This window comes from Frankia sp. AgB32 (assembly GCF_023243045.1).
GTDB lineage: Bacteria > Actinomycetota > Actinomycetes > Frankiales > Frankiaceae > Frankia.
In genome coordinates this window covers 1-26,779 of the sequence record NZ_JALKFX010000022.1, presented here as the reverse complement: position 1 = coordinate 26,779, position 26,779 = coordinate 1, and the positions used below count along the sequence as shown (strand labels likewise).

Sequence of the window (26,779 nt, the reverse complement as noted above, 5' to 3'; positions counted from 1 at the left end):
CGGAGGCGCACTCCTGGCGGCTGCCGGGCGGATCACAGCGCAAAGGCGTGGGAAAGGGGCGACGAACCGCGTATGCAGGTGGTGGGGACGCGCGATGCACCGCCCCGCCGGCCGGCGTTGCGCATGTCGTGGACCTCACGGAGGCGCGACGGCCGACCGGATCAACCCGATACGTACCTTGGACCTTCTACGTTGGGTAGAAGGTCGGCTGAATCCCGGTCGATTTCTTCCCGCGGTCCTTCGAAGGAGCCGTGCGCATGGTTCTCGCCGCCGACGCCGTCGACCTCGCTCGTGCCCAGACGGCGTTCTCCCTCGCGTTCCACATCTGCTTCGCCGTGTTCGGTGTCGGGTTGCCCTGGATGCTGATCTACACGCAGTGGCGGTGGCTCAGAACCGGTGATCCGGTCTGGCTGGCGCTGACGAAGAAGTGGTCGCGTGCCTTCGCTGTGCTCTTCGCGGTGGGGGCTGTCTCTGGAACGGTGTTGTCGTTCGAGTTCGGGCTGCTCTGGCCCGCGTTCATGTCCAAGTACGGCGGTGCCCTCGGGCTGTCGTTCACCATGGAGGGCTTTGCGTTCTTCGCCGAGGCGATCTTTGTCGGGATGTACCTCTACGGCTGGAAACGCCTGTCGGCCCGGGCCCACTGGCTCACCCTCTGGCCGATCGCGATCTCCGGCACCGTGTCGACCCTGTTCATCATCACGGTCAACGCCTGGATGAACACGCCGCGTGGCATCGTCGAGCGCGGCGGCAAGGTCGTCGAGGAGAAGCCGCTCGCCCCGTTCACCAGTCCGTCCTTCCTGCCGCAGATCTCGCACATGCTGCTCGCGGCGCTGATGTGCGCCGGCGGAACGGTCGCCGCGATCTACGCGGTGGGCATGCTGCGCGGCCGCCGCGATGCCTACCACCAGCGGGGCCTGAGTATCGGGCTCGCCGTGGTGCTCGTCTGTGCGCCGCTGCAGCTCATCGCCGGTGACTGGGCCGGCCGCAACGCCGGCGACCACCAGCCACTCAAGCTGGCGGCGATGGAGGGCCTCTACCACACCGGCTCCAACGCCCCGTTCACCCTCGGCGGGATCTACGACGACAAGACCGGGAACGTCCGCTACGGGGTCGAGATCCCCGGCATGCTCTCCCTGCTGGAGGGCTTCAGCACCCGGCACGTCATCACCGGGCTGGACTCCGCCCCGCCCGACGAGCGGCCGGACGGCACGCTGGTGCACGGCGCGTTCACGGTGATGATCGTCGCGGGTTCCGCACTGATCGGGCTGTCCCTGCTCACCGGTCTCGTGGTGGTGCGCCGGCGCCGGCGGGGTGAGACACCCCTGCTGCCGACCGGCCGCCCATGGCTGATCGCCGCGGCGGGGACCGGCCCGGCCGCGGTACTCGCGATGCTCACCGGCTGGGAGGTCACCGAGGGTGGCCGGCAGCCGTGGATCGTCGGCGGCCACATGCGGGTCGTCGACGCCGTCACCGGTGGCGACGGCGCCGAGCCGATCTTCGCTGGCACTCTCGTGCTGTACCTGAGCCTCGCGGGCGCGCTGGTGCTCATCCTGCGCAAGATGGCCACCGGCGGTCCCAGCGGCGAGCAGCTTCGCCCGGGCCTGCCGAGCGGTCCGTCCATTCCGGGCGCGCCCCGGCCGCGCGATGGTGGTGACGGCCGTGGGACCGATCCCACGAAGCCCCGGCCGGAGCAGGGCGGCGACAGCGACGGCGAGGATGGCAGGTCCGGCTCCAAGGAGTCCGCGCCGGCTGCCGCGTACGACCCCGCCGCCGATCCCGCCGCCCGGCACACCGCCCGAGCAGACCAGGGCGGCCATCGCCCGAGTGGCGCGCAGCCGGTGCTGGTCCCCGACCGTCGGCCGGGCGAGCCCGCTCCCGCGACCGATCCGACCACCACCCGCGGCGCCGCGGGCACGTCCACACCTGCATCCACACCCGCACCCGCATCCACACCCGCACCCGCATCCACACCCGCACCCGCGGTCCCGTCCGCCGGCGAACCCGCTCCCGCCGGCGAGCGGTCCGCGTCCCCCGCCATCCCGCGGCCGCGTTCCGAGCCGCACTCCGCCGGCACGTCCGGTGGCGGTCGGCCCGGAGTCTCGCTGCGCCGCGGCGGCCCCGGCCGGTACGGGCTGTTCGGCCGCCGTCACGCCGGCAAGCACGCCCTTCCCGGCCGCCGTCCCGACTCCGGTGCGCACACCGCCGGCCGCAACGACCCGGGAGAGACCCGATGACCGCCGCCGACCTGCTCCTGATCGTCATGGTGATCGGACTCACCGCCTACGCGCTGCTGGGCGGCGCCGACTTCGGCGGCGGCGTGTGGGACCTGCTCGCCCGTGGCCCGGACGCCCGCGACCAGCGCAAGCTGATCTCGAACGCGATCGGTCCGGTCTGGGAGGCCAACCACGTCTGGCTGGTCTTCATCGTCGTCGCCCTGTTCAGTGGCTTCCCGCCGGCCTACGGCCTGGTCGGCTCGTCACTGGAGATTCCGCTGTCCGCCGCGCTCGTCGGGATCGTGCTGCGCGGCGCCGCGTACGTCTACCGCGCCTACGGCGCCGGCGCGGCCGGGCCGGACCACTGGTGGGGGCACGTCTTCGCGGTGTCGTCGACGATCACGCCGTTCGCGCTCGGGGTCGCCGGCGCGTCGCTGGCGACGGGCCGGATGTCGCCGGACGACCCGATGGAGCCGCTGCGTAGCAGCTTCGGTCTCGGCTGCGGGCTGTTCGCGGTCGCCGCGACCGCCTTCCTCGCCGCTGTCTACCTGTGCAGGGACGCGGCGGCCTCACCCGCGACCGAGCATCTGGTACCGGAGTTCCGCCGCCGCGCGACCGGTGGCGCCGTGGTGTGCGGCGCCCTCGCGATGATGCTCCTGCCGCTGTTCTGGGATCAGGCGCCCGTCGTCGCCCACCGGTTCCTGGACCGGTCGATGCCGCTGGTCGGGCTGTCCGTGATCGGCGGCGCCGCGACCCTGGTCGCGCTGGCCCGTCGACAGTTCGTCGTCGCCCGGCTGGCCGCCGGGCTGGCCGTCGGCGCGATGCTGTGGGGCTGGGCGGTCGCCCAGTACCCCGATCTCATCGTCGGGCAGGTCACCGCGGACTCGGCGGCGGCGCCGACGACCAACATCCACGCGATGCTCTACGCGGTGGCCGGCGGTCTCGCGATCGTCCTGCCGCCGATCATCGTGCTCTACCGGCTGTTCACCCGGCCCGAACCGACCACCTGACGAGCGTGGCCCGGTGGCCGTCCCCACCCCACCGGGCCCGCGGGCGGTCCGGCCCTGCCCCGCCGGACCGCCAGGTGGTTCCTCGAGACACCATGATCTTCCTGGTGGGCCGCGATCAGATCCGGATGGATCACCGGGCGCACGGTCCGGCCGTACGTCGGCGTCGGCTACCGTCGAGCGATGAGCGACGCCGTGACGACGCCGGCGGTTGCGGCGGACCAGGACCCGGACCAGGACCCGGACCAGGACCAGGGCCAAGAGCAGGGCCCGGACCAGACCGCGGGCCAGGCCGGGCCCGAGCCGCTCACCCGACGGCAGCTCGCGATCGAGGTCGGCCTGGTGCTGGGGCTGTCGTTCGGCGCCTCCGCGCTGTTCGCGGTCATTCGCTACATCGGTGTCCTGACCCGGCCGGAGTCGGTGCGTTCCCAGGTCGCCCGGCTGAACACGTCCGCGGCGCCCGGGCGGCCCTGGCTCGATCTCGCCCTGCAGCTGGCCGACCTGCTCACCGGGGTGGTGCCCGTCCTGCTCGCGGTGTATCTGCTGTCCCGGCATGGCGGCGGACGGCGGGCGATCGGCCTGGACGGACGCGCGCCGCGGGCGGACCCGGCGCGCGGTGCGCTGCTGGCCGCCGGGGTCGGCGGCATCGGGCTCGGCTTCTACCTGCTCGCCTGGCACAGCGGAGCGAACCTCACCGTCGCGCCGTCGAACCTGCCGGCCGTGTGGTGGCGCGTACCGGTACTGGCGCTCAGCGCCTGGCAGAACGGACTCGCCGAAGAGGTGATCGTCACTGGCTACCTGCTGGTCAGACTGCGGGAGCTGGGTGTGAGCCCGACGCGGGCGTTGGTCGCGAGCGCGGTGCTGCGCGGGTCGTACCACCTGTACCAGGGGCTCGGCGGGTTCGCCGGGAACCTCGCGATGGGTCTGCTGTTCGCCCGGCTGTTCCAGCGCAACGGCCGGGTGCTGCCCCTGGTCATCGCGCACGGCCTCATCGACACCGTCGCCTTCGTCGGATACGTGATTCTCGCTGGGAAGGTGTCCTGGATCCCGGCCCCACGTTAGGGTAAACGGACAGAAAACGCCGGTTGTCCAGCAGGTGTCGATGACCCTCCCTCCCGTGCTCGCGACGCCCGGCGGTCGGCCGCCCGTCACCCGACGTCGCGTCCAGGTGGGACGTCGGCATCGCCCGATCGTGTGCGGGCAGGCGGGACGAGTGAGAACAGGAAGGCAGTGCGCATGGCCACCGGAATCCGGGAGATCGAACGCAAGTACGCCGTCGAGCCGACGTTCGTCCTGCCGAAGCTGGGCGCGATCGCCAGCGTCGCGACCGCACGCACCCGTCGGCCCGTCAGCCTCGAGGCCATCTACTTCGACACCGATGACCTGCGCCTCGCCCGCAACCGGATCACGCTGCGCCGCCGCACCGGCGGTGTGGACGCCGGCTGGCACCTGAAGCTGCCGGTCCGGGTCGGCGAACGGGACGAGCTGCACCTCCCGCTGGATGCCAGCGGTGGCGAGATCGTCGTTGCCAAGGGCGCCCGGCACACCCCGCCGGCCGAGTTCGTCGACCTGGTCGCCGTGCACACCCGTGGGGCCGAGCTGCGCCCGGTCGCCCGGCTGCGCACGCTGCGTACCGCCCGGCGGCTTCGCGACGCGACCGGTACGGACCTGGCCGAGGTGGTCGACGACCAGGTCTCCGCGCAGACCCTGGGCGAGTCGACGACGGTCAGCACCTGGCGCGAGATCGAGGTCGAGCTGGTCGGCGATCGGTCGCACATCCTCGACGAGGTGGGCGAGCTGCTGCTGGCGGCTGGCGCGCAGGCCGCGGCGGACTCCTCCAAGCTCGGCCGGCTGCTTGGCCAGGCGCTCACCGCGGGGCCCGGGCCGGACGTGCCGGCCGCCCCGCGCAAGCTGCGCCGCGCCAAGCCCGCCGGGCAGGTCGTCCGCGCCTACCTCATCGAGCAGGTGCGCGCCCTGCTGGCGGCCGACCCGCGGGTGCGCCTCGACGAGCCGGAGGCCGTCCACCGCATGCGCGTGGCCTGCCGGCGGACCCGCAGCGCGCTGCGGATCTTCGCGCCGCTCTTCCCGGCGGCGACGGTCGATCGCCTCGACGGCGAACTGCGTGATCTCGCCGGCGCGCTGTCCGGCGCCCGCGACGCCGAGGTTCAGCTCGCCTACTTCGACGACCGGCTCGCGCGGATGCCCGCCGAGCTGGTCGCCGGGCCCGTGCGGGACGTCGTCAACGCGCACCTCGGCGCGGGGATGGCCGCCGGGCGCGCCGAGGCGCTCGCGATGCTGCGCAGCGAGCGGTACTTCGCCCTGATCGACGACCTGCTCACCCTCGTCCGCGAGCCGCTGACCGGCATTGCCGCCCGGCCAGCCGACAAGGTCCTGCCGAAGCTGGTCCTCCGCGCCGACCGGCGCCTCGCGGGCAAGGTGGCCGCCGCGGGTGCCCTCCCGATCGGCGCGGACCGGGACGTCCTGCTGCACTCCGCCCGCAAGCAGGCAAAGCGGCTGCGGTACGCGGCCGAGATCGTCACCCCGTTGTACGGCAGCCAGGCCGCCGCGCTGGCCGGCCAGGCGGAGCAGGCGCAGGAGCTGCTGGGTCTGCACCAGGACGCGACGGTCGCGCAGGGACTGCTGCGTGCCTGGGGGATCGCCGCGCAGGCCGAGGGCCATCCGACGGCGTTCACCCTCGGGGTGCTGCTGGGGCTGGAGGAGTGCCGGGCGCGGCTGGCCGAGCGCGACTTCTTCGCCGTCTGGCCGGACATCTCCGCGCGGCGGTACCGCCGCTGGCTGTCCTGACGGCGCCCGCCGCCGGTCCGTCGGCGCGGCGGCGGCTGCGGCTGTGGGCTCGACCGTGGGCTCGGTTGTGTACTCGACTGTGGTCGGAGGAAAAGTCTTCGACGGATCACCCGTCTGGGGGCCACGTCCGGGCCATGGTCCGCCCGGCCCGTGGGCCCCGCCAGTCCCGCCGGTAAATCGCCTGCCAGCTCGATGGATTGCGTGACGGCACCCCTGGGCGCACCCGGGCGTGGGTCGGCGGCGTTCTTCTGTTACCGGGGTATGAAGTGGACTTCCTTGCTCGGAGGACTCCCGCGAAGCTCTCCATCCGTGTAGCGTCGTCCTTGGCCGGAGTTCGCCAGTTCGCGTCTCAACCGAGACGCGGCGGAACAGCGCCAGGATCTCTAGTGGCTTCCTGGCGTTCGGTCCGGGGCCCGCGTGGTGCGGGTCCTGACTGCACCAGCAGGGAGAACGGCACGTGGCTCAGGGCACGGTGAAGTGGTTCAACTCGGAGAAGGGCTTCGGCTTCATCTCCGTGGACGGCGGCGGCTCCGACGTCTTCGTTCACTACAGCGCGATTGATATGGACGGCTACAAGGCACTTGAGGAGGGCCAGCGGGTCGAGTTCCAGGTGACCCAGGGTCAGAAGGGTCCGCAGGCCGACGCCGTCCGCGTCGTCTGAGCCACGAGAGACTTCATGGTCAGCCCGCCCAACGGGTGTTCCGCTGGGCGGGCTGATCGTTTATAACGATCTTCGGTGGTGCGGTCGGGGCGGACCTGTCCCGGCCGGGCGCCAGCCCGATTGTGCAGCCGCTCCCGGTGATGCCCGGCCTGTTGCATGTGCCGGATGCTTCCGACGAAGGCGGCATCTCGCATATCAGGCGAGGAAATCCGGTCTTCCTCTTCAACGCCGACCGTCCGGTCAACGTTGTCGTGAGAGTCCCATTCCTTGCTCTCGGCGCGATACCTGTGACGGGCCGCAGCCGAGACGACGTGGTTGACGCAATCAATTGACTGTTCTTGACCGCGGGTTGTGGCTCTTCGTCGCCGTCTCGGCTTAAGGCTCGATAAGAATTCGCGCGGGCCGATCAGCTCGTCGTGGCCGGTGTCGCGCCGACGAGCAACTCCGCGATCTGCAGGGTGTTCAACGCGGCTCCCTTGCGGAGGTTGTCCCCGCACAGGAACAGCGCGACCTCGTGCAGGTCGTCCGGAGACTGACGGATGCGCCCCACCCAGGTGGGATCGGTGCCGACCACATCCGACGGGGTGGGGAACTCACCCGCAGCCGGGTCGTCGACCACCGCCACGCCGGGCGCGTCGCGCAGCACGGCCCGCGCCTGCTCGGCCGTCACCGGCTGGGCGAACCGGGCGTGCACCGCGACCGCGTGGGTGGTGATCACCGGCACGCGCACGCAGGTCGCCGAGACCCGCAGGTCGGGCAGGCCCAGGATCTTGCGCGACTCGTTGCGGACCTTCAGTTCCTCCGACGACCAGCCGCCGTCCTTCAGCGAGCCGGCCCACGGCACGACGTTCAGCGCCAGCGGTGCCGGGAACGGCCCGAGCCCGTCCTCGCCGACGGCCTTGCGCACATCACCCGCCGTCTGCCCGAGTTCGCGGCTGCCGCCGACGGTCGCGAGCTGGTCGTACAGGGTGTCGATGCCGGCCTGGCCGGCGCCGCTCGCGGCCTGGTAGGACGCCGCGAACATCGACTCCAGCCCGAACGCCCGGTGCAGTGCTCCGAGCGCGACGATCATCGACAGGGTGGTGCAGTTCGGGTTGGCGATGATGCCCCGGGGCCGGTCGGCGATCCGCTCGGCGTTGACCTCGGGGACGACCAGCGGGACGTCGGAGTCCATCCGGAAGGCGCCGGAGTTGTCGACCGCGACGGCGCCGCGGGCCGCTGCGATCGGCGCCCACTCGGCGGAGACCTCGTCGGGAACGTCGAACACGGCGACGTCCACCCCGTCGAAGACCTCCGGCGAGAGCTCCCGCACGACCACGTCCGCCCCGCGGACGCGGACGGTGCGGCCGGCAGAGCGGGCCGAGGCGACCGGGCGGATCTCGCCCCAGACGTCCGGGCGCCCGGCGAGCAGCGAGAGCATCACCGTGCCGACGGCGCCCGTCGCGCCGACCACGGCCAGCGACGGCCGCCGCGCGGCCTCGTTGCCGGTCATGTTCCGTTCCTCCGGTTCCGGGTTGGCGCTCATCGGCCGGTACCCGCGTAGACGACGGCGCCACCGTTGGGGTCGCCGAGTTCGAAGGCAGTGTGCAGGGTGCGCACCGCGGTGGGCAGGTCGGTGTCGCGCACCACCACGGAGACGCGGATCTCCGACGTGGAGATGATCTCGACGTTGATGCCGGCGTCGGCGAGCGCGCCGAAGAACCGCGCGGACACCCCCGGGTGCGACTTCATCCCGGCGCCGATCAGCGACAGCTTGCCGATGTGGTCGTCGTAGAGGGTCCGCTCGAAGCCGATCTCCTCCTGCACCTTCGCCAGCGCCGTCAGCGCGGTGCGCCCGTCGGCCTTGGGCAGGGTGAAGGAGATGTCGGTGCGGCCCGAACCCGCCACCGAGCCGACCTGGACGATCATGTCGAGGTTGACGTCCGCGTCGGCGACCGCGCGGAACACCGCGGCCGCCACCCCCGGCTTGTCCGGGCAGCCGACGACGGTCACCTTCGCCTCGCTCAGGTCGTGCGCGACCCCGCGGATGATGGCCTGTTCCACGAGCTGTGCCTCCGGAATCTCGGTGACCCACGTGCCCGGCTTCGAGGAGAACGACGAGCGGACATGCACGGGGACGCTGTAACGGCGGGCGTACTCGACGCACCGCAACATCAGGATCTTGGCGCCGCAGGCGGCCATCTCCAGCATCTCCTCATAGGAGATCCGGTCGATGCGGCGCGCGTCGGGGACGATGCGCGGATCGGCGCTGAACACTCCGTCCACGTCGGTGTAGATCTCGCAGGCGTCGGCGTCCAGCGCCGCGGCGAGCGCGACCGCGGTGGTGTCGGAGCCGCCCCGGCCCAGCGTGGTGATGTCCTTGGTGTCCTGGCTGACGCCCTGGAAGCCGGCGACGATCGCGATGGCCCCCTCGTCGAGCGCCGCCCGGATCCGCCCCGGGGTGACGTCGATGATCCGGGCCTTGCCGTGCGCCGAGTCGGTGATCACGCCGGCCTGCGAGCCGGTGAAGGATCGGGCCTCGGCGCCCAGCGTGGTGATCGCCATCGCCAGCAGGGCCATCGAGATCCGCTCACCGGCGGTGAGCAGCATGTCGAGCTCCCGGGCCGGGGGCAGCGGGGAGACCCGCTCGGCGAGGTCGAGCAGTTCGTCGGTGGTGTCGCCCATCGCGCTCACCACGACCACGACGTCGTTGCCGGCCCGGCGGGACTCGACGACACGCTCCGCGACCCGTTTGATGCGGTCCGCGTCGGCAACGGAGGATCCACCGAACTTCGCGACCAGGAGCGCCATGGCAGTCAGGTTACCGAGCGCCGGCGCCTGTCCGCGCCGCCTCGCGGGGAATCCGACATGCCCCGGCAGGGTGCCGCCCGGGCCGCCTCCCCGGGGGGGGGGGCCCCCCCCGCCGGGCCGCGGCGGGCGGGGGGAGAGGGGGGGGGGGCCGGGGGGCGGGGGGGCGCGCGCGGCCGGGGGGGGGGCGCGCGCCGAGGCGGCCCCTTGTCATCCGGCCGACGGGGTGCTGGGCGGATCGCTCAGGGTGTGCCAGGGTGACGACACGACCGCAACCCCCATACCCATTGTGTCCAGGACATGGTCTGATCAGGTGGTCCAGGCACGGGACGACAGGGGCGCCCGGTCGCCGAGGATCACAACGGAAGGACGAACCGTAATGGCAGTCAGCCTCGCCAAGGGTGGCAACGTCAGCCTCACGAAGCAGGCGGCGGAAGCCGGCACCGCCCAGCTCACCGCACTGAACGTCGGCCTCGGCTGGGACGCCCGCACCACCACCGGGACGGACTTCGACCTCGACGCGTCGGCCATCGGCGTGAAGGTGGACGGCAAGGTTCTCGCTGACAGTTACTTCATCTTCTACAACAACCTCGCCTCGCCCGACGGCGCGATCACGCTCACCGGTGACAACACGACCGGCCAGGGCGAGGGCGACGACGAGTCGCTCGTCATCAACCTGCCGTCGGTGCCCGCCGAGATCGACAAGATCGTCGTCCCGGTCTCCATCTACGACGCCGCGAACCGCAGCCAGAACTTCGGCCAGGTGCGCAACGCCTACATCCGGGTCGTCGACCAGGCCGGCAACGAGCTGGTCCGCTACGACCTGTCCGAGGACTACTCCACCGAGACCGTAGTGATCTTCGGGGAGGTCTACCGCAACGGCGCCGAGTGGAAGTTCCGCGCGGTCGGCCAGGGTCACAACGACCTCGGTGGCCTGGCGCGCGACCACGGCGTCAGCGTCTGATCGCGGGCCCGACGTCGCCGCATGCGAGCCTGGCAGGTCGCCTCGCCCGGCCCGATGGGCACCCGGCCGCTGCGCGCGGCCGACCTGCCGGTGCCCGAGCCGGGGCCGGACGAGGTCCGGCTGCGGGTCGACGCGTGCGGCGTGTGCCGGACCGATCTGCATCTCGCCGAGGGTGATCTCCAGCCTCGCCGGGCGCTGACCGTGCCGGGGCACGAGGTCGTCGGCCGGGTCGACGCCATCGGCCTCGGCCCGGCGGCCGAGCGGCGCGGGATCCGCCTGGGTGACCGGCTGGGTGTCGCCTGGCTGGCCTCGACCGACGGCACGTGTGCCTACTGCACGCGGGGCGCGGAGAACCTGTGCCCGGCGTCGACGTACACCGGCTGGGACGTCGACGGCGGGTACGCCGAGTACGTCCGCGTCCGGGTCGACTACGCCTACCGGCTGCCCGCCGGCTACAGCGACGCCGAGCTCGCCCCGCTGCTGTGCGCCGGCATCGTCGGGTACCGGGCGCTGCGCCGGGCGGAACTGCCGCCGGGCGGGCGGCTGGGCATCTACGGTTTTGGTGCCTCCGCGCACCTGGCCGCCCAGGTCGCCCTCGCTCAGGGCGCGCGGGTTCATGTGATGACCCGCGCGCCGGCGGCCCGCGCGCTGGCTCTGGAGCTCGGGGCGGCGTCGGTGGCCGGCGCGTACGACCCGCCGCCGGAGCCGCTGGACGCCGCCGTGCTGTTCGCCCCGGTGGGGGAACTGGTACCGGTGGCGCTCGCGGCGCTCGACCGCGGCGGGACGCTGTCGGTCGCGGGCATCCACCTGACCGACATCCCCCGACTGGTCTACGCCGAGCACCTGTTCCAGGAGCGGAACCTGCGCAGCACCACCGCGAACACGCGGGCTGACGGCGAGGAGTTCCTGGCCATCGCCGCCGAGCACCGGCTGGCCGTGACCGTCACGCCGTATTCGCTGGACGCCGCGGACCAGGCCCTCGCGGATCTGGCCGCCGACCGGGTCAACGGCGCCGCCGTCCTGCTGCCCTGAGTGACGTCGTCGGGTCGGAGATCGACCGGCTGCGGCCCGGCTAGGCCGCCGCGCCGTTCCTGGCGCCGGCGGCGAGCCTGCGGAGCAGGAACACGCCGGCCGTGGTCAGGGCGGCTGCGGTCGCGATCTCGCGGGGCAGGCGGTCGCGGGTCTCGTTCTGGATCCGCTCGTGGAACCGGTCGAAGCGGCTCGGCCACGGGCTGGAACCGACGAAGTACCGGCCGACCTTGTCGGTGTCGGGCAGGCAGGCACCGGTCATGCCGGCCAGCACCGCCAGGCGGCGGTCGGCCGGCGCCGCGGCGGCCAGCAGCGCGATGGCGGCGAGCCCGGCGACCCCGTCGCGGCGGGCGATCGGCAGCCACTCCGACTCGGTGTTCGGGCCGGTGCCCCAGTGCGGCATCGCGTCCATGACGAGGTGGGAGACGAAACCGGCGGCCAGCGCGGCCGCAGGACTGCGGACCGCCATGCCCACGAACGCGCCCGCGGGGACGTGCGAGCTGATGATCATGGTGTGGACCTCCTGGAGTGTGCTGCGTCGTAGCCGGTGACAACGTCATCGATCGCGACTGGGTTATCGAACGACTGGGCTATCGAGCGACTGGGCTATCGAGCGACTGGGTCGTCGATCGCGGCTGGCCGGCCACGGGCGGCCGCCGGCCTCGCCAGTGGACCAGTCCGGCCGCGCGACCGCTCCACTGGCCCCTACCCTGCCGGTCGGCCTCCGGTGGCCGGGGCGCGGGGGGAGGGTGGCCAGCCGCTGGACCCGGCGGAGGCCGTCGGAGTGCCCCGCGCATGCAGAGAGCTTCCCTTGGCTGGTCGCTGCGATGCCGGTTGCGTCTGCGAGCCCGGACGCAGGTGCCGACGCGCGGTCGGACGGCTTCGATGACGCTCGGCCATTCGCGCGCGCCGACGCCCGCGCACATGCGTGAGCGAGTGCGGATGATGGGCGTCTGGCCGCACGGCGTAGCATTCGAGTGCTTAGCGCAGCGATACGTTGCACACTGCTGCATATATGGTCGACCTCGACCGAAGGTGGTTTCGGAGAGTGAGCATCCTTGCGGAGGGTGATCGAGCCTGGGAGGGGGCGCTGGATGAGCTCCGGGCGGGAGATGAACCCAACGGGCGGCGGCCACGGCCGGCCAGAGGCGGTCCGGCGGCAGCGCCGATCGCGCCCCATGGCCCCTGGCCTGCGCCGCTAGCGGCCCGCATGGACCGACGGAGCCGTGCCCTGCGCGCCTGCCGACTGCTCGCCGCCAGCGACTGCGGCCACGAGGTCCCACCGGGCCTCGTGGTGTCCGTCGCGTGGCGGCTCGACGGCGCCGGACAGATCATCGGCGGGCTGCTGCCCCACGGTCATCCGCATGGTGGTCCCCGTGGCAAGCGGATCCTGCACGGCGAGGGCGTCTGGGCCGCCGAGATGTACCCGCGGGATCGAAAGATCACCGAGGAGCTCGACCTGGTCGAGCCCGGCCCCGCGGCCCGTCCGGCCCGGATCATCGTGCACGGCCCGGAACACGACATCGTCGGCTATGTGGATCAGCCACGGCTGCCCGTCGACCGGTTCGCCCGCGCCACGACCGGGTTGCGCCGCGACGCCCGCCAGATCCGGATCCGCGCCGCCGGGCGGATCTGGTGGATTCGGGCGACGAAGGTGTTCGGCGTGCGGGTGATCCGGGAGGACGGCGTCGGCGTCTACCAGACCCGCGGCCTGCACGCGGTGTTCAGCGAGGACGCGGATCACCTGGACGTCAGCGTGGTCCTGCTGACCCTCGCGTCGATCCCCAGTTCGACGTACGCGCCGATCCTCGGTTTCTGAGCGCGCGGCCGTCGCGCGCCGGTCAGGCGCCGACGACCCGGCGACCCTCGAACGCGCGGCCGAGGGTCACCTCGTCGGCCCATTCCAGGTCACCACCCATCGGCAGTCCGCTGGCCAGGCGGGTGACCCGCAGCCCCATCGGCCCGATCTGACGGGCGAGGTAGGAGGCGGTCACCTCGCCCTCGGTGTTCGGGTCGGTGGCGAGGATCAGCTCGCTTACCGTGCCGTCGGCGAGCCGGGCGACCAGCTCACGGATGTGCAGATCGTCGGGTCCGACGCCGCCGATCGGATTGATCGCCCCGCCGAGCACGTGGTAGAGGCCGCGGAACTCCCGGGTCCGCTCGATCGCGACGACGTCCTTGGGTTCCTCCACCACGCAGATCAGCGTCTGGTCACGGCGTGGATCGGCGCAGATCCGGCACAGTTCGGCCTGGGCGACGTTGAAGCAGCTCCGGCAGAACCGGACCTTCTCCTTCACCTCGGTCAACGCGACCGCCAGCCGGCGGACGTCCACCGGGTCGGCGGCGAGCAGGTGGAACGCGATCCGCTGCGCGCTCTTGGGCCCGATGCCGGGCAGCCGTCCGAGCTCGTCGATCAGATCCTGGACGATGCCCTCGTACATCGGTGCTTCCCCTGCCTCAAGTCGGTGTTGCCTCAGCGCGGCGCGGGGCCGCCGGATGCCGGGCGCGCACCGCCGCCGCCGAGAAGCCCACCGAGATCGCCGAGCGCACCGAGGTCACCCAGACCGCCGAGCGGACCGGCCGGTCCCACCGGACCAGAGCCGCCGGGGCCGCCGAAGCCCGGCCCGCCCGGGAAGCCGCCGCCCGTGATCGAACCCATCCGCTGCTCGGCGAGCCGGTGCGCGTTGGTCGTCGCGTCCCGCACGGCGGCGAGGATCAGATCGGCGAGCGTCTCGGTGTCCTCGGGATCGACGGCCTCCCGGCTGATCGTCAGGTCGACGAGCTCACCGCCGCCGTTGACCGTGGCCTGTACGAGGCCGCCGCCGGCCGTGCCGTCCACCCGGGCGCCGGCCAGTTCCTCCTGGGCCGCCATCAGGGCGGCCTGCATCTTCTGCGCCTGCTGAAGGATCTGCCCGAGGGGGGCCGCACCCCCGGCGGGGGCGCCACTACCGGCAGGGATCTGCGGGTTCGACATGTCGATGAGCCTACGTTCCCATCACGTGGTCGGGATCTGCTCGATGACCGTTGCGCCGAGGCCCGTGCGGAGCAGGGACATCGCCGCCTCCTCGCCGCCGCGGGCGCCGCCCGCCTGCTGGGGCGCGTCCTCGTCGTCGAGGGACGGCTCGTCGCTCGACGGCGCGACGACCTGCCCCGCGTCCCGTTGCTGCTGCGCCCGCTGCCCCGCGACCTCCCAGCCGGCGCCGTGACCGTTCGCCAGCTGCGGACCGGCCTGCTGGGCCAGGCCTGCCCCGTCGCGGCCGGCGTCGCTCCAGGCGCCGACACCGGACGTCGGACCAGGCCGATGCGCCTGGTCCTCCGACCGGCGAGCGTCATCCGGATGGCCATAGCCGTCCACCTGGCCGGGTATGGCCGCCCGGCCGGGCACCGCGGGTGATCGGATCGCCGCTTCGGCCGCGACCATCGTGCCGCCCGAGCCGCCGCCCTGGACCGCGCTCGCCGGCCGTCCGGTGTCCGGGTAGGCGGTGTCCGGGTAGGCGGTGGCCGGCCGGGTTCCACCGGCTGCGGGCGGGTACGGGTGGTGGCCCGGCGCGGGTCGGCCGCCGCCGCCGTCATCGCCGCCTGACCAGGCGGTGGGCTCCGCCGGCCGGGAGGACTCCGGGGCACCGCCGAAGCCTGCGCGGCTGTCGGTCGCCGCCGCGGAGGAGCCGGGATATCCGCCGGCCGTCGCCTGCGCGGACGGCCCGGGCCCTGCCGTGGCTCCCGGCCCCGCGCTGCCCTGGCCGGCGCCCGTCGGCGCCATGCCCGCCGCGCCCTGTCCGGCTCCGGCGGCGAAATGCTGGTCCTGGCCGCCCCAACCCGGGCCGCCGCCGGGGCCGCCGAAGCCGCCGCCGGACGACTGCCCGCCGCCCGGCGCCGTCGGTCCGCCGGCGGGCCGGCCGCCGCCGCGGCCGGTGCCGGGCGAACCGCCAGCCGGCGCGACGCTGACCCGCCAGCTGCCACCCAACCGCTCGGTCAGGGCGGCGCAGAACACCTCGCCGTTGTTGCCCTGGCCGAACATCCGGCCCATCGGCACGCTGGCGAAGGCGAGGATCACCTCGTCGCCGCGCACGTCGGCGACGGCGGCGTGGTCCTTGAGGATGGCGTGGGTCTTGCGGCTGCGGCGGGCGGCGAGCGCGAGCACCTCGTCCCACAGCAGCCGTAGACCGGCCGCGTCGATCCGCCCGCCACCTGCCGGCTGGCCGCCGAACGACGGCTCGCCAGCGCCCCGCGGGCCGGTGGAGGCCGGCGCCCAGCCGGGGGGACCGCCGGCCGCGGGTCCAGGCGTTACCGGGCCGGGACCCGCGGCCTGGGCATGCGCGGGGGCGCCCCGACCGGTCGACGGGGTGTGGCCGGGAGCCGGGGCCGGGCTGCCGGGGCCGGCCGGCGTCGCCGCCGGCGCAGGCCGGTGACCTTCCGTGGCCGCAGTCGGGGCGTGGCGGACGGCGGCGGGTTGGTGCCCAGCGGCCGCGTGCGCGGCGACCGCGTGCCCGGCAGCCGGCTCCGGGCCGTCGAGCACGGCGCGGCGTTCCAGCCGCTCCAGCCGGGTCAGCAGGGCCGCCGGGTCGGCGGAGGCGCCGGGCAGCAGGGCCCGGGCGAGGATGAGCTCGAGCATCAGCCGGGGGCTCGTCGTGCCGCGCATCTCGACCAGGCCGTCGTGGAGCAGGTCCGCTGTGCGGGACAGCTCCGCCGGGCCGACGGACGCGGACTGCGCGCGCATCCGGTCGATCTGGTCGGGGGAGAAGGACTCCAGCAGGCCACGGTCGGCGGCGTCCGGGACGGCCGCGAGCACGATGAGGTCGCGGAACCGGTCGAGCAGGTCGGTCGCGAAGCGCCGCGGGTCGTGCCCGGCGGAAACCACCTTGTCGACGACGGTGAACAGCGCCGCGCCGTCGTGCCGGGTGAGGGCGTCGACCGTCTCGTCGAGCAGCACGCCGTCGGTCATGCCGAGCAGCGCCACCGCCCGCTCGTAGCTCAGCCCGTCATCATCGGCGCCGGCGATCAGCTGGTCGAGCACGGACAGCGAGTCCCGCACGGAGCCGGCCCCGGCCCGCACCACCAGCGGCAGCACCGTCGACTCGACATGCACGCCCTCCTGCACGCACACCGACGCCAGGTGGTCCCGCAGCACCGCCGGCGGGACCAGCCGGAAGGAGTAATGGTGGGTGCGGGACCGGATCGTCGCGATGACCTTGTCCGGCTCGGTGGTGGCGAAGACGAACTTCAGGTACGGCGGCGGCTCCTCGACGACCTTCAGCAGCGCGTTGAACGCCGCCGCCGTGACCATGTGCGCCTCGTCGACCACGAACACCTTGAACCGTGCCGAAGCTGGTGCGAAGAAGGCCCGTTCACGCAGGTCACGAGCATCGTCGACGAGCCCGTGGGAGGCCGCGTCGATCTCGGTGACGTCCATCGAGGACCCGGTCCGGATGCCGACGCACTCGTCGCAGACGCCGCACGGCTCCGGCGTCGGCCCATTCACGCAGTTCAGCGAGGCGGCCAGGATGCGCGCCGAGGACGTCTTCCCGCAGCCGCGCGGCCCGCTGAACAGGTAGGCGTGGTGCAGCCGGCCGGTGCTCAGGGCCTTGCGCAGCGCGTCGGTCACGTGCTCCTGCCCGACGACCTGGGCGAACGTCGCGGGACGGTACCGGTTGTACAGCGCTGCGCTCACGTGTCCTGCTCCGCATGCTCGACGAGAAGATCGGCGAAACGAAGGGACCCCCCGCACACCCGCCAGAGCCCGCTTACCCTTGCTGCCTTCCGGCCCTGGGGGAGTTCACGAGGGTAGCGCCGCACGAGGGGTCTGCCCGCAGTCTAGCGGTCCCTGACGGATCACGAACGGCGAGGTCCCCCACCCCACCCGCGGACCACGCACCCAAGTGGATCAGATAGGCTCCACGACGGAGGATTCGCCTAGTGGCCTAGGGCGCACGCTTGGAAAGCGTGTTGGGGGCAACCCCTCAAGAGTTCGAATCTCTTATCCTCCGCAACGATCACCCTGGCCTGCCAGGGCTTCTGCCTCCGCCGGGCGGACCACACGATCCGGTGCGAGATCCTGCGGTCTCAGTTTCGGTCTCATTCGGCCCCGGCGGGGCGCTCTGCCGCGGTTGGTACCTCCCACAGCAGCCGACCGATCTTGTCCGCGGTGTCCCGCAACATCGGGTCGGTCACGTGCTGGTAGCGGCGGCGCATGTCCGAGGACCACCCCATGATCCCCATGACGATCCGGTCCGGCACCCCCAGCAGCAACAGGGCCGTGGCCGCGGTGTGCCGGGCATCGTGCAACCGGGCGTCGCGGACCCCGGCAGCCTGTACGAGCGCCTTCCACTGGTGGTAATCGGTGTTCGGGTTGAGCGGCCGGCCGATCTCGTTGGTGAACACCCACCCCGCCTCCTGCCACAGCGACGCGGCCAGCACCCGTTCCGCGGCCTGGACGTCGCGGTGCCGCCGCAGGATCGCCACCAGCTCGTCGGGCAGGCCGATCGGCCGGCGTCCCGCCCGGGACTTGGTGTCCCGGGTGTCCGGATGCACCGCCACCCGGTCGCGGCAGTAACCGGCCTTGCGACCGCAGGGCACCCGGCAGCCGTGGGCGTACTTCGGCCGCAGTCGGCCCCGGCGGATCCGCAGCACCCCCTGGTCCAGGTCGACGTCGGCCCATTTCAACCCGAGCACTTCGCTTTGACGCAGCCCCAGCGCCAGCGCGAGCGCCCACCGCGCGCTGTTCCGCCGCCGCGCGGCCGCGACCAGAAGGCGCTGCACCTCCTGCACCGTGTAGGGCTCCACCTCCTCTTCCACCAGCTTGGGCGGTTTGGCGATCAGTGTTGGATTCTCCGTGATGTGCTTGCGGCGCACCGCCTCATTCAGCGCCGTTTTGAGCGTCCGGTATGCCTGGTGGGCGGTGGCCGGAGAACTACCCGCCCGCTGCATTTTCTGCATGAGCTTCTCGACGTGCTCCGGTTCCAGCCGGTCCAGCCGGTGTGCGCCCAGGCCCGGAATCAGGTGAACGCGTACCGCGACCCGATAGCCGGCAATGGTGTTCTCACTGACCGACGGCGCGGCGATGTTCTCCGCCCAATGCGTCAGCCACCGCTCCACCGTCCACGGCCGACCGGGCTTGCGGACGGTGCCCGCATCCCGGTCCTGTTCGAGCTTGCGAACCTTGCGGGTGACCTCCGTCTCGGACTTGCCGCGCACATGCCGGCGGTCCGGCTTCCCGTCGTCGCGCGCGCCCACGGTTACCCGACCGTGCCAGGATCCGTCGGCGCCGCGGTAGATGCTGGACGCGCCGTTGGGTGCTCGGGTGCCTTCCTTGCGCTTGCGGGGCATGGTCGGTGACTCCTCTGGGGGGTGTGGCCCCGGGGCGCGGTGGGTGGCGTTGGCGAGACGGTCACCGCGCCCCGGGGGCGGGTCAGGCGCTGAGTCGGGCGGTGTAGGCGGCGAGGTCGGCGGGGCGCAGGCGGCGGAGCTTGCCGATCCGGACGGACGGGATCGCGCCGGTGCGGATGAGGGCGTAGAGGGTGGTGCGGCCGATCGTGAGCTGTTCGGCGGCTTCTTCGACGGTGAGGAGGACCCGGGTCGGGGCGGCGGGCACGGTCTGCTCCTGGGGCAGGGAATCGGCGGTGGAGGGCGGGCCGGTCCGCGGCCGGGGCGGGGCACGGGTGGGGGCCAGGCGGCGGGTCATGCCGGGGCGATCGCGGGTGCCGGTGGGGTATCCGTCCCATCCGTCACACGCTCGTTGTGGCTGGTCAGGCCGGGACGGATCGGTGTGCCGGGACGGATCGATCCGTCCCACGGCGGGTATCCGTCCCGCGCTGAGCTGGGCGGCGACGGTCGGGACGGATGGGACGTGACCCCCGCGGACGGGTCCTCGGGGTCGTCGGGCGGGCAGTAGCGGGCCCACGCATCGGTGAACGCGGCGCGGTCGTAGCCCTTGGCCTGGGCGCCATCCGGGAAGCGGATGTTGGCGGAGCGGATGCCGTAGTCGCGGAGCATGACGGCCAGGCGGCGGCCGGTGAGTCCGGCCGGGCCGTGTTCAGCCCACGGTGCTTCGGGGTCGCCGTTGAGGAGTTGCAGCAGCCGGGCGGTGGGAAGCGCGTTCTCGGCGCCGAACGCGCGGCGGCAGTCGAGCAGAAGCCGGACCCGCTGTGAGGATTCCTCCCCTTCGTCAGCTTCGGCTGTGAGCACGTCGACAGCGCGTCGGGCCCGGTCCGGCCAGGGCCCACCGGCGTGCTCGGCGACGGCGAACAGTGGTTCCCAGGTGTCGGCGGCCCGGTCCTCCACCGGCATGGCGGGTTCGGCGCGTTCCAGGGCGGCGAGGTCGGGACGGAGCCAGCCGGAAAGGTCTTCGGCGATGGTGCGCAGGGTGGGCCGGTCGCGGCGGTGGCGGTAGGGGGAGACGGTTTCTCCGGGCATGCGGCGGCGCATGCGGATGACCACGGCGCGGTCTTCGATGGTGTCGGGCATGGCGCCGATTCCGGCGAGTGCGGCCATGGCGAAGGTGGGGCAGCGTTCGAGTTGACGGCCGACGTTGTCCCACCGAAGCGCAGGCCGGTTCCGCTGGTGACCGGCATTCAGTAGGCCGCGCAGATCCTCGTTGGTGTCCGCGGATTTCCCACCGAAAATGGTGTCGGATTCGTCGACGAGCAGCGTTGGCGGGTCGTCGTCAATCGACCGGTAGATAGCGGCGGTGGAGGCGTTCACGGTGATGAGCGGGTTATGGCAGGTGGCTTCGATGACGTCAAGCAGGCGGGATTTCCCGCACCGCTTCTCCGGCGCGCGGATCACCAGCCGCGGCGCGTGCGCCCACGCGGGTTGGGCGTGGCTGGCGGCGATCCACAGCACCACGGCATCGGTGGCCTGCGGCGAGGGCAGCACGACATACCGCACGAGCGCGGCCCGGAGCGTGTCGAGGATGGCCGCACCATCGGCCGGCGGGCGGGTGGTCATGCGGGAACCTGCCGGGGGCGGGCCGCACCGGCACGCAGGCCGGAACGGATCGTGGCGTCCGCGCTGGCGGCGCTGAACCCATCGGTACCGATGTGGATGTCGGCAGCCTGTTTCAGCATGTCGATGACCTCGATGTCGGTGAGCGCGCCCCCGGCAGAGAGTTGCCCCAGGGCCACCGCGGAGCGGTAGAGGGCGGTGTTCCGGGTGCCGGTGCTCGCGTCGGTGATGTAGCCGAGTTGACGGCGGATCGCGGCGTTCAGGTAGGCCGTCCGGCGCCCGGCCGGCAGGGTCACCCGGACCGGCCGGGGCGCGGGGCGCGGCGGGGTGAGCAAGGGCTGAAACAGGGCGGGGTGCAGCGGGGCGACGGGTAGGTTCCGGACGGTCGTGTATGGCCGTCCGGCCACGGCCGTTCCGGCGGCGACGACCTGTCCGCCCCATCCGCGGGTGTCGATCCACGGGCCGAGACTCCGACCGGTGTTGCCCACCCGGAGGCCGGACGGGGCGGCGTAGTACAGGTGCCACCCCCCGCGGCCCGTGCGGACCATGTACGTGCGGGGGATCTCCACTCCGGCGCGCCGGGCGAGGACGGCCAGGGCGTCGGCGCCGGTGCGGACCTTTTCGGCCTGCCAGGCGGCGGGCAACGGCGGGTCGCCTGGTTTGGGGGTGTCGAGGTCGACCACGACCAGCCCGGACGGGCCGGTCGCGATCCCCACCCCGTGGTGCGGGTGGGCCGACCAGTGCGCTTCGACCTGCTCCAGGTCGCGGGTTGCGCGCTGTTCCCACGTGCGGTGCCCGTCGGAGCAGGGGCCGGTGGCCGGGCAGTGGTCGGCGTTGTGGGCGAGGGGGATCTTCCGGCCGGGGCGGAGCGGGAGGACGTGCCAGCCACGGAACGCGGCGTTGAGCGCGACGGCGAGCATGCCGGACGCGATCGTGGTCATGGAACGGATCTCCTTTCAGGGGATGGGGATCGGACCGGGTCGGTGCGGGGGCAGGCCGACTGGGGTCCGACCGGGCCTGCCCCCGCTCGTCCGCCGTGGGCGGGGCGGGTCAGAACGGCGGTTCCTCGCTGTAGCCCTGCTCCGTCCGCTCACCGGCGCCCCCACCGGTGCGGGCCGGGGTGGCGGTGGACCACGCGTCATCCGCCCGCCGGGCGGTGCCGCGGGCGGCGCGGGTGACGGTGGCGGTGGTGAACAGCAGCGACGGGCCGACCTCGTCGACGTCGAGGCCGAACATCGACCGGTGCTCTCCGGCGTCGGTGGTCCAGTGGTGCTGGCGCAGGCGGCCGGTGACGATGACCCGGATGCCCTTGGCCAGCGAGTCGGCGGCATGCTCGGCGGCGGTCCGCCAGGCGGTGCAGGTCAGGAACATCGGGTCGCCGTCGGCCCACTGGTTGGTGGTCTTGTCGAAGCGGCGCGGGGTGGACGCGACGGTGAACCGGCACATCGCCACCCCGGCCGGGGTGAACTTCAGCTCCGGGTCCGCGGTGAGGTTCCCAACAACGGTCAACGGGGTCTCGTTCGCCATGGGGCGGCCCTTTCTCGGGTCAGGAAGTGGAGAGATCAGCGGCGGGCACGGTGGACGCCGGCGGGGTCAGGGCAGGCGGCCCGGTTCATCGGCGAGCCGACGCGCGCAGGCGTAGGGCGACGGCGGTCAGGACGACGGCCAGGGCGAGGGCGGCGACGGCGGCGAGGGTGTAGAGGGTGGTGGTCGCGGTGCCGCCGACCGGACCGGGGGCGCGGGCGGCGAGAGCGAGCAGCACGAGCGCGGCGGCGGGCAGGCGGACGGCCCGGACCGCGCGGCCGATGGTGTCGAGGGCGGCCCGTGCGGGCCGGATGAGCAGGAGCACGGCGAGGGCGGCGAGGGTGAGCAGGACGGTCATGGCGGGTCCCCCGGGGTGTCAGGGCAGGAGCCGGCGGAGCGTGTTGTAGGCGCGGCGGCCGACGCGCAGGCGCAGGCCGGTGTGGTCGCAGTGCCGGCACGGGCGGGTGCGGCGGGTGAAACGGCTCTCGGTGCGGGCGGTGCCGTGGCAGTGCGGGCAGGGGCCGAACGGCCGGACCCAGCACAGCAAGATGTAACCGAATGTGACGGAGGTGAGGGGTAGAGCGAGGGCGGCTAGCAGTGCGGCGGTGGGGGTCACAGACCGCTCCTTGGGGCGTTTTCGGGCATGGTTGGCCGCGGGCTGCTATCTGCTAGAGCCCTGGCCAGGGTTGGTATGGGGTGCTAGGGGATCTGCTAGCGCTAGCAGGGGTGTCCGCTAGCGCTAGCAGTCCTCCGGCGACTAGTCCGCCCGCCGCTTACGGTCACGCTCAGCCACCACGGCGAGGACCGCCGTGTGGGAGATCCCGCGTCGGGTGACGGCCTTACCGTCGATGCGGCGGCCGACGTCGACGGGGGTGATGCCGTGCGGCTTGAGTGCGGCGGTGAGCTGGACGGACTCCCATCCGCCGTAGACGTCGGGGCGGAGGTCGGCCAGGCGGGCGCACAGGGTCTCGTTCCACGCCTTGCCCTCACCGGCTGGCCAGACCGCGGCGACGTCGACGACCACATCAGCGGACGGGGTGGTGGTGCGGGTCTGCTCCGCCGGGGTCGGCAGGGTGCCGGCGGCGGTGCGCAGTTCGACCGCGCGGGCGATCACGCGGTCAAGCTCCGGGCCGGTGACGGGGTAGGACCGGTCGGCGGACGGCTTGCCGAAGCCGGCGAGGATGCCCCACCCGGCTTCCACGACGGGTTCGAAGGCGGTGGCCCGGTAGCCCTGCTTGTACATCGAGGTGCCCAGGATCATGTCGTTGGCGACCTGGTCGGCGACCGACAGGCAGAACCGGCTGTTGACGTTGCGGGTGATCCCCGGCGGAAGGCTGTCCTTGTCGGGGATCTGGGTGCCGATCAGCAGGGTCACGCCCAGGGCGCGGCCGAGCTTGATGACCTTCTCGGCGTACTCGGCGGCTTCCTTGCCCCAGGGGGAGTGGAACAGCTCCTGGATCTCGTCGATGAACGCCACCAGCGGGTGCAGTCCGGAGTCCTTCAGCGATGCCAGTTCCGGCGTCACCTTGTTCTCCGGGGCCTTGCCCGCGGCGGCGTAGAACGCGATCCGCTCCGACCGGCGGCGGCACTCGTCGTACAGCCACTTCAGCATCGCCGCGCAGGCTTCCAACGTGTCCTCGTCGAACCCGTTGCCGTACTCCGAGAGCACCGGCGCCGTACCGGCGAAGTCACCCACTCCCTTCAGTTCGTAGCCGCGGATCTCTACCCGCGGGTCGAGGGCGGCGGCGAGCACGAGCAGCCGCAGAGCGAACGTCTTCCCACTGCCGGGCTGGCCACCGAACAGCCAGTTCCGGAAGATCAGCGACACGGTCACGACGTTCAGCCGTGGCGTGGTCGCGAACGGGAACGGCTTGAACACATCCACGCTGCCGGACCGGATCAGCGGCCAGGCAGGCTGACGCATCTGGGATGCGGGCTGGTAGCCGACCCACAGCGCCAACCGGCCGGTGTGACCGGGCGCGGGGTCGGGCCAGACCTGGTCCAGCGGCAGCCGCAGACCGGACGCCAACCGGCCACGCCGGGCGATGACCTCACCTGCTTCGACCCCGTAGGGCAGGTCGACGATGGCCAGGTGGCCGGGCCCGTCACGGTGGATCTCCACCGGGAACGAGATGGCGCCGGGGTTCTTCGCCACCGCGGAGTTGATCCCCGCGATACCCAGCGACGTCAGCGCACGGCGCACGAGTTCGGCGGTCAGCTTGCGGTAGGTCTCCCCCGTGGCGACGCGGTCGGTGATCGGCCGGTCCGCCGGACGGCCCAACCGGGCGCAGGCCACGACCACGGCCAGGAAAACCAGCCAGCGCACCGGCGCCGGGGTCGGTCCGAACCACACCATTGCGGCGACGACCAACGCGGCGAGGGTGCCCCCGATCAGGATCGGCCACCGTGTCGAGGTCTGCCGCTGACGCTGGCGGTCCAGCTTCAGCCACGTCTCCGGGTCGTTCCTGCGGGCGGCGTCCTGCCGCAACGCCCAGTTGCCCTCTTCGGCGGTGGCCCACCGAAGCAGCCGGCCGATGGTGCGCAGGAACCCGATGGGCGCCCACACGGCGACCTTCGCCGCGTACTTCGGCGTCCGCACCGCGTGGAAGCGGGCCGCGTAGCCGGCGTTGCCCACAGCGTGCCGGGCGGTCGCGGCGATGTCGGCGCGGGAGTGCGCCCACGCGGGCAGGATCGGTGCCCGCCGCTGCCCACCGACCGGACGGGGCCCGTCGTCGGGCGGGTCGACCGGCGGCCCGACCTGCTCCGGGCGGGCGGTGAGCGACTCGGCATCCTCGTCCGCGTTGTCGCTGTCCTCGGTGGCGTCGTCGGTGTCGGTGGTGGGCTGGTCGGTGTCGGTGCGGCGGTTCCGGGCCTTGTCGAGGTCGACGACCTCCGCCGCGCCGGGCGCGGGGTCGAGGTCGGGGGTCCAGCCGTCCGGGTCCGGCGGCGGGAACGGGTTGTTGGTGGTCATGATGGTCCTGCCTCCTTGCGGGGAGGGCCGGGGCGCGGCGGGTGACTTTGGCGAGACGGTCGCCGCGCCCCGGGCAGAGATGGTGGGGTCAGACGGCGGTGAGTACCGGCGTCGGGGCGGTCGGGGCGTCGGTGGTGCGCGGGCGGAGCAGTCCTTGCGCGGTGAGCAACCGACGGGCGCGGTCGGGGCCGCAACCGAGCGCGGCGGCGGCACGGCGTACCGGGACGGTGCCGTCCGGGTCACGTGGAACATCGGCGAGTGCGGCAATCAGATCGGCGTCGGTACGTCGGGCGGTACGGCGCTTGGACGGCGTACCGGTACGGCGCCGCGGTGAGGTACCGGTACGGGGCGCCGGTACGTCCTTGGTCGGCGGGGTGGGGTCGGTGGTCGGAGTGCTGGCCGGGGGTGGGGAAGCGGCTTCGGTCGCTGGTGTGGGGGCGGGTGCCGGTAGGTCGGCGGGCGGGGTGGTGGTGAGGGTGGCGAACTGGTGGCGGTAGCGGGGCGCGGCTTCGGCGAGCAGGATCAGCACGACCGGCGGGACCGAGTGCGCGACGATCGCCCCGGCATCCAGGCTTGCGGCGGCGTCCCAGACGTTAAGAGTCCAGGTGGCCAGGCCGCAGAACCAGCGCAGGCCGGTGCCCCACCGGGTGGGGTGCAGGCCGTGGCGAGCAAGAACGCTGTCGGCGGTGATCCCCGTGAACAGCGCGAGGTCGACGATCGGCGCCAACAGCCACGCCTGCGGATCGTCGGTGTGATGGCCGACGGCAACGCTGTGCACGTTGGCCAGTGAGTACGCCCCAACCAGCAGAGCGACCAGCCATAGGGCACCGTCGAGGGCGCGGCCGACACGGCGGAGGGGGTCGGGGTTGATGGTGGCCATGGGATGTCACCTCCTGCTCAGGCGGTGCGCCGAACGCGGGATCGGCGGGGGCGGATGGACAGCGGGCGGGCGGTGCGGGCTTGAGTGAGGGCGTTGGCCAGGCGCCGCCAGGCGAGGTCGGAGACCTGCCCGGCGGCATCGGCGGCGAGGATGGTGATCTCGGCGTCGAGGACGGCGAGGTCGGCGGCGATCAGCGGCCACTCCCGTTCGATCGCCGCCAGCTCCCGGGCCGATGGCTCCCGCTCGACCGGGTCGGCCATCACCAGCCCCCGGTGCCGTCGGGGAACACCTGCCGCGCGTGGGCGATGACCTCCGGGTCGTTCAGCCCAGCCCGGAACGAGACCGTGACCCCGTCGCGGACCACGAACCCGCCGACCCACACCCCGCCGTTGATGTGTGGCGACGGGTCAGACACGGTCACCGGAACGTCGAACGAGAACGTGGCACCGGACAACGACGCCAGCGCCTGCCGATCGGTCCCGTGGAACAGGAACCGGATCTCGGGAAGATCCGTCCCGATGGTGTCCGTCGCGCTGACCGACACCCGGATGTCTGGGTCGCTCACGCGCATCTGGTCGACCAGGTCGGCGGCCAGGTGCAACGCGGCAGCGAACGGGCCAGCCGGCGCCGGGGTGGTCAGCCCCGGCGCGGCCATGGCCGCGAGGGCGGTCACTTCCCGCCCCGCTCGATCAGCTCACGGGCGATCCGCTCGACCTCGCGGACCGTCGCGTCGGTCAGGTTGTCCGCCGAGCGCATCGGCGACAGGGCACACTTCATAACGGTCTGACCTCCTAGACAGGTCGGGCCAGGACCCCGGCCGGTGGTGGAGTCACCGCGCCGGGGTCCGCTCGTTCCGGGGCTGTGGAGTCGTCCCAGAAACGGCGAAGGGGGGGCCCGGGGGGGCGCCCCCCCCCCCCCCCCCCCCCGCCGCACCGGCCTCCGCCTCGGCGTCCCTGCCGTCGACCGGCTGCAGCGTCACCGCCTGGCTGCCGACCGGC

25 protein-coding genes, 1 tRNA gene and 1 other RNA gene are annotated in these 26,779 nt (G+C 72.9%); 9 read left to right on the top strand and 18 right to left on the bottom strand.

What is annotated here, in order from left to right; all coding sequences use genetic code 11:
* The first annotated feature begins 257 nt into the window (after window positions 1-257).
* The 5 genes from MXD60_RS09310 (at window position 258) to MXD60_RS09290 (ending at window position 6,686) form a co-directional block, all read left to right on the top strand.
* Window positions 258-2,234: a cytochrome ubiquinol oxidase subunit I gene (locus tag MXD60_RS09310; RefSeq protein WP_248818600.1), complete on the top strand. Its 1,977-nt coding sequence runs from the start codon at window positions 258-260 to the stop codon at window positions 2,232-2,234.
* Window positions 2,231-3,223: a cytochrome d ubiquinol oxidase subunit II gene (locus MXD60_RS09305; protein WP_248818599.1), complete on the top strand. Its 993-nt coding sequence runs from the start codon at window positions 2,231-2,233 to the stop codon at window positions 3,221-3,223. The genes MXD60_RS09310 and MXD60_RS09305 overlap by 4 nt, the downstream gene beginning before the upstream one ends.
* Window positions 3,224-3,403: 180 nt before the next feature.
* Window positions 3,404-4,282, top strand: a complete 879-nt coding sequence (locus MXD60_RS09300; protein ID WP_248818598.1) for a CPBP family intramembrane glutamic endopeptidase — start codon at window positions 3,404-3,406, stop codon at window positions 4,280-4,282.
* Window positions 4,283-4,456: 174 nt separating this feature from the next.
* Window positions 4,457-6,025: a CYTH and CHAD domain-containing protein gene (locus MXD60_RS09295; RefSeq protein ID WP_248818597.1), complete on the top strand. Its 1,569-nt coding sequence runs from the start codon at window positions 4,457-4,459 to the stop codon at window positions 6,023-6,025.
* A gap of 457 nt (window positions 6,026-6,482) precedes the next feature.
* Window positions 6,483-6,686 (top strand): cold-shock protein, encoded by a 204-nt coding sequence (locus MXD60_RS09290; RefSeq protein WP_018500469.1) that lies wholly within the window; start codon window positions 6,483-6,485, stop codon window positions 6,684-6,686.
* Window positions 6,687-7,092: 406 nt separating this feature from the next.
* Here MXD60_RS09290 and MXD60_RS09285 read toward each other — a convergent pair whose 3' ends face one another.
* Window positions 7,093-8,178, bottom strand: a complete 1,086-nt coding sequence (locus MXD60_RS09285; RefSeq protein ID WP_248818596.1) for an aspartate-semialdehyde dehydrogenase — start codon at window positions 8,176-8,178, stop codon at window positions 7,093-7,095.
* Between the two features lie 29 nt (window positions 8,179-8,207).
* On the bottom strand, window positions 8,208-9,476 hold the full coding sequence (locus tag MXD60_RS09280; protein ID WP_248818595.1) for an aspartate kinase: 1,269 nt from the start codon (window positions 9,474-9,476) through the stop codon (window positions 8,208-8,210).
* A 376-nt stretch (window positions 9,477-9,852) separates the two neighbouring features.
* Between MXD60_RS09280 and MXD60_RS09275 the strand changes: the two genes are divergently transcribed.
* Together MXD60_RS09275 and MXD60_RS09270 are read left to right on the top strand one after the other, a co-directional pair.
* The gene (locus tag MXD60_RS09275; RefSeq protein WP_248818594.1) at window positions 9,853-10,437 is read left to right on the top strand and encodes a TerD family protein; all 585 of its coding nucleotides are present in this window, start codon (window positions 9,853-9,855) and stop codon (window positions 10,435-10,437) included.
* A gap of 21 nt (window positions 10,438-10,458) precedes the next feature.
* Entirely contained in the window at window positions 10,459-11,469 is a 1,011-nt protein-coding gene (locus MXD60_RS09270) for a zinc-binding alcohol dehydrogenase family protein (RefSeq protein ID WP_248818593.1), read from the top strand.
* A gap of 40 nt (window positions 11,470-11,509) precedes the next feature.
* On the opposite strand, the gene MXD60_RS09265 is transcribed toward MXD60_RS09270, so the two are convergent.
* Complete coding sequence (locus tag MXD60_RS09265; protein WP_248818592.1) at window positions 11,510-11,977, bottom strand: hypothetical protein; 468 nt, start codon at window positions 11,975-11,977, stop codon at window positions 11,510-11,512.
* A 699-nt stretch (window positions 11,978-12,676) separates the two neighbouring features.
* Between MXD60_RS09265 and MXD60_RS09260 the strand changes: the two genes are divergently transcribed.
* Window positions 12,677-13,285 (top strand): hypothetical protein, encoded by a 609-nt coding sequence (locus MXD60_RS09260; RefSeq protein ID WP_248818591.1) that lies wholly within the window; start codon window positions 12,677-12,679, stop codon window positions 13,283-13,285.
* A 22-nt stretch (window positions 13,286-13,307) separates the two neighbouring features.
* Here the strand turns inward: MXD60_RS09260 and recR are convergent, their stop codons facing one another.
* The 4 genes from recR to ffs all read right to left on the bottom strand — a co-directional run bounded on the left by recR (window position 13,308) and on the right by ffs (window position 17,270).
* Window positions 13,308-13,907 (bottom strand): recombination mediator RecR, encoded by a 600-nt coding sequence (gene recR / locus MXD60_RS09255; RefSeq protein ID WP_248818590.1) that lies wholly within the window; start codon window positions 13,905-13,907, stop codon window positions 13,308-13,310.
* A gap of 32 nt (window positions 13,908-13,939) precedes the next feature.
* Window positions 13,940-14,440: a YbaB/EbfC family nucleoid-associated protein gene (locus tag MXD60_RS09250; protein ID WP_248818589.1), complete on the bottom strand. Its 501-nt coding sequence runs from the start codon at window positions 14,438-14,440 to the stop codon at window positions 13,940-13,942.
* A gap of 21 nt (window positions 14,441-14,461) precedes the next feature.
* Window positions 14,462-17,134, bottom strand: coding sequence for a DNA polymerase III subunit gamma and tau (locus MXD60_RS09245; RefSeq protein ID WP_248818588.1), 2,673 nt, complete (start codon window positions 17,132-17,134; stop codon window positions 14,462-14,464).
* Window positions 17,135-17,173: 39 nt separating this feature from the next.
* An RNA gene (gene ffs, locus MXD60_RS09240) (signal recognition particle sRNA small type) lies at window positions 17,174-17,270 on the bottom strand.
* A 95-nt stretch (window positions 17,271-17,365) separates the two neighbouring features.
* On the opposite strand from ffs, the gene MXD60_RS09235 reads away from it, so the two are divergent.
* Window positions 17,366-17,450 (top strand) — tRNA-Ser (locus tag MXD60_RS09235).
* A gap of 88 nt (window positions 17,451-17,538) precedes the next feature.
* Here MXD60_RS09235 and MXD60_RS09230 read toward each other — a convergent pair.
* From MXD60_RS09230 to MXD60_RS09180, 11 genes are all read right to left on the bottom strand, one after another.
* The gene (locus MXD60_RS09230; RefSeq protein WP_248818587.1) at window positions 17,539-18,789 is read right to left on the bottom strand and encodes a tyrosine-type recombinase/integrase; all 1,251 of its coding nucleotides are present in this window, start codon (window positions 18,787-18,789) and stop codon (window positions 17,539-17,541) included.
* An 82-nt stretch (window positions 18,790-18,871) separates the two neighbouring features.
* On the bottom strand, window positions 18,872-19,144 hold the full coding sequence (locus MXD60_RS09225) for an excisionase family DNA-binding protein (RefSeq protein WP_308222413.1): 273 nt from the start codon (window positions 19,142-19,144) through the stop codon (window positions 18,872-18,874).
* Complete coding sequence (locus tag MXD60_RS09220) at window positions 19,141-20,409, bottom strand: DUF3631 domain-containing protein (RefSeq protein WP_248818586.1); 1,269 nt, start codon at window positions 20,407-20,409, stop codon at window positions 19,141-19,143. Before MXD60_RS09220 ends, MXD60_RS09225 begins: the two co-directional genes overlap by 4 nt.
* Complete coding sequence (locus MXD60_RS09215; RefSeq protein WP_248818585.1) at window positions 20,406-21,347, bottom strand: bifunctional DNA primase/polymerase; 942 nt, start codon at window positions 21,345-21,347, stop codon at window positions 20,406-20,408. Before MXD60_RS09215 ends, MXD60_RS09220 begins: the two co-directional genes overlap by 4 nt.
* Window positions 21,348-21,456: 109 nt before the next feature.
* Window positions 21,457-21,933: a single-stranded DNA-binding protein gene (ssb, locus tag MXD60_RS09210; protein ID WP_248818584.1), complete on the bottom strand. Its 477-nt coding sequence runs from the start codon at window positions 21,931-21,933 to the stop codon at window positions 21,457-21,459.
* Window positions 21,934-22,018: 85 nt separating this feature from the next.
* A complete protein-coding gene (locus tag MXD60_RS09205; protein WP_248818583.1) occupies window positions 22,019-22,288 on the bottom strand; it encodes a hypothetical protein in 270 nt (89 codons plus the stop codon).
* 18 nt (window positions 22,289-22,306) lie between these two features.
* Window positions 22,307-22,546, bottom strand: coding sequence for a hypothetical protein (locus tag MXD60_RS09200; protein WP_248818582.1), 240 nt, complete (start codon window positions 22,544-22,546; stop codon window positions 22,307-22,309).
* A 141-nt stretch (window positions 22,547-22,687) separates the two neighbouring features.
* Window positions 22,688-24,901, bottom strand: coding sequence for a cell division protein FtsK (locus MXD60_RS09195; protein ID WP_248818581.1), 2,214 nt, complete (start codon window positions 24,899-24,901; stop codon window positions 22,688-22,690).
* Window positions 24,902-24,989: 88 nt separating this feature from the next.
* Window positions 24,990-25,781: a winged helix-turn-helix domain-containing protein gene (locus MXD60_RS09190; protein ID WP_248818580.1), complete on the bottom strand. Its 792-nt coding sequence runs from the start codon at window positions 25,779-25,781 to the stop codon at window positions 24,990-24,992.
* 17 nt (window positions 25,782-25,798) lie between these two features.
* Window positions 25,799-26,041, bottom strand: a complete 243-nt coding sequence (locus MXD60_RS09185; protein ID WP_248818579.1) for a DUF6284 family protein — start codon at window positions 26,039-26,041, stop codon at window positions 25,799-25,801.
* Entirely contained in the window at window positions 26,041-26,454 is a 414-nt protein-coding gene (locus MXD60_RS09180; protein ID WP_248818578.1) for a hypothetical protein, read from the bottom strand. Before MXD60_RS09180 ends, MXD60_RS09185 begins: the two co-directional genes overlap by 1 nt.
* Window positions 26,455-26,779 lie beyond the last annotated feature (325 nt).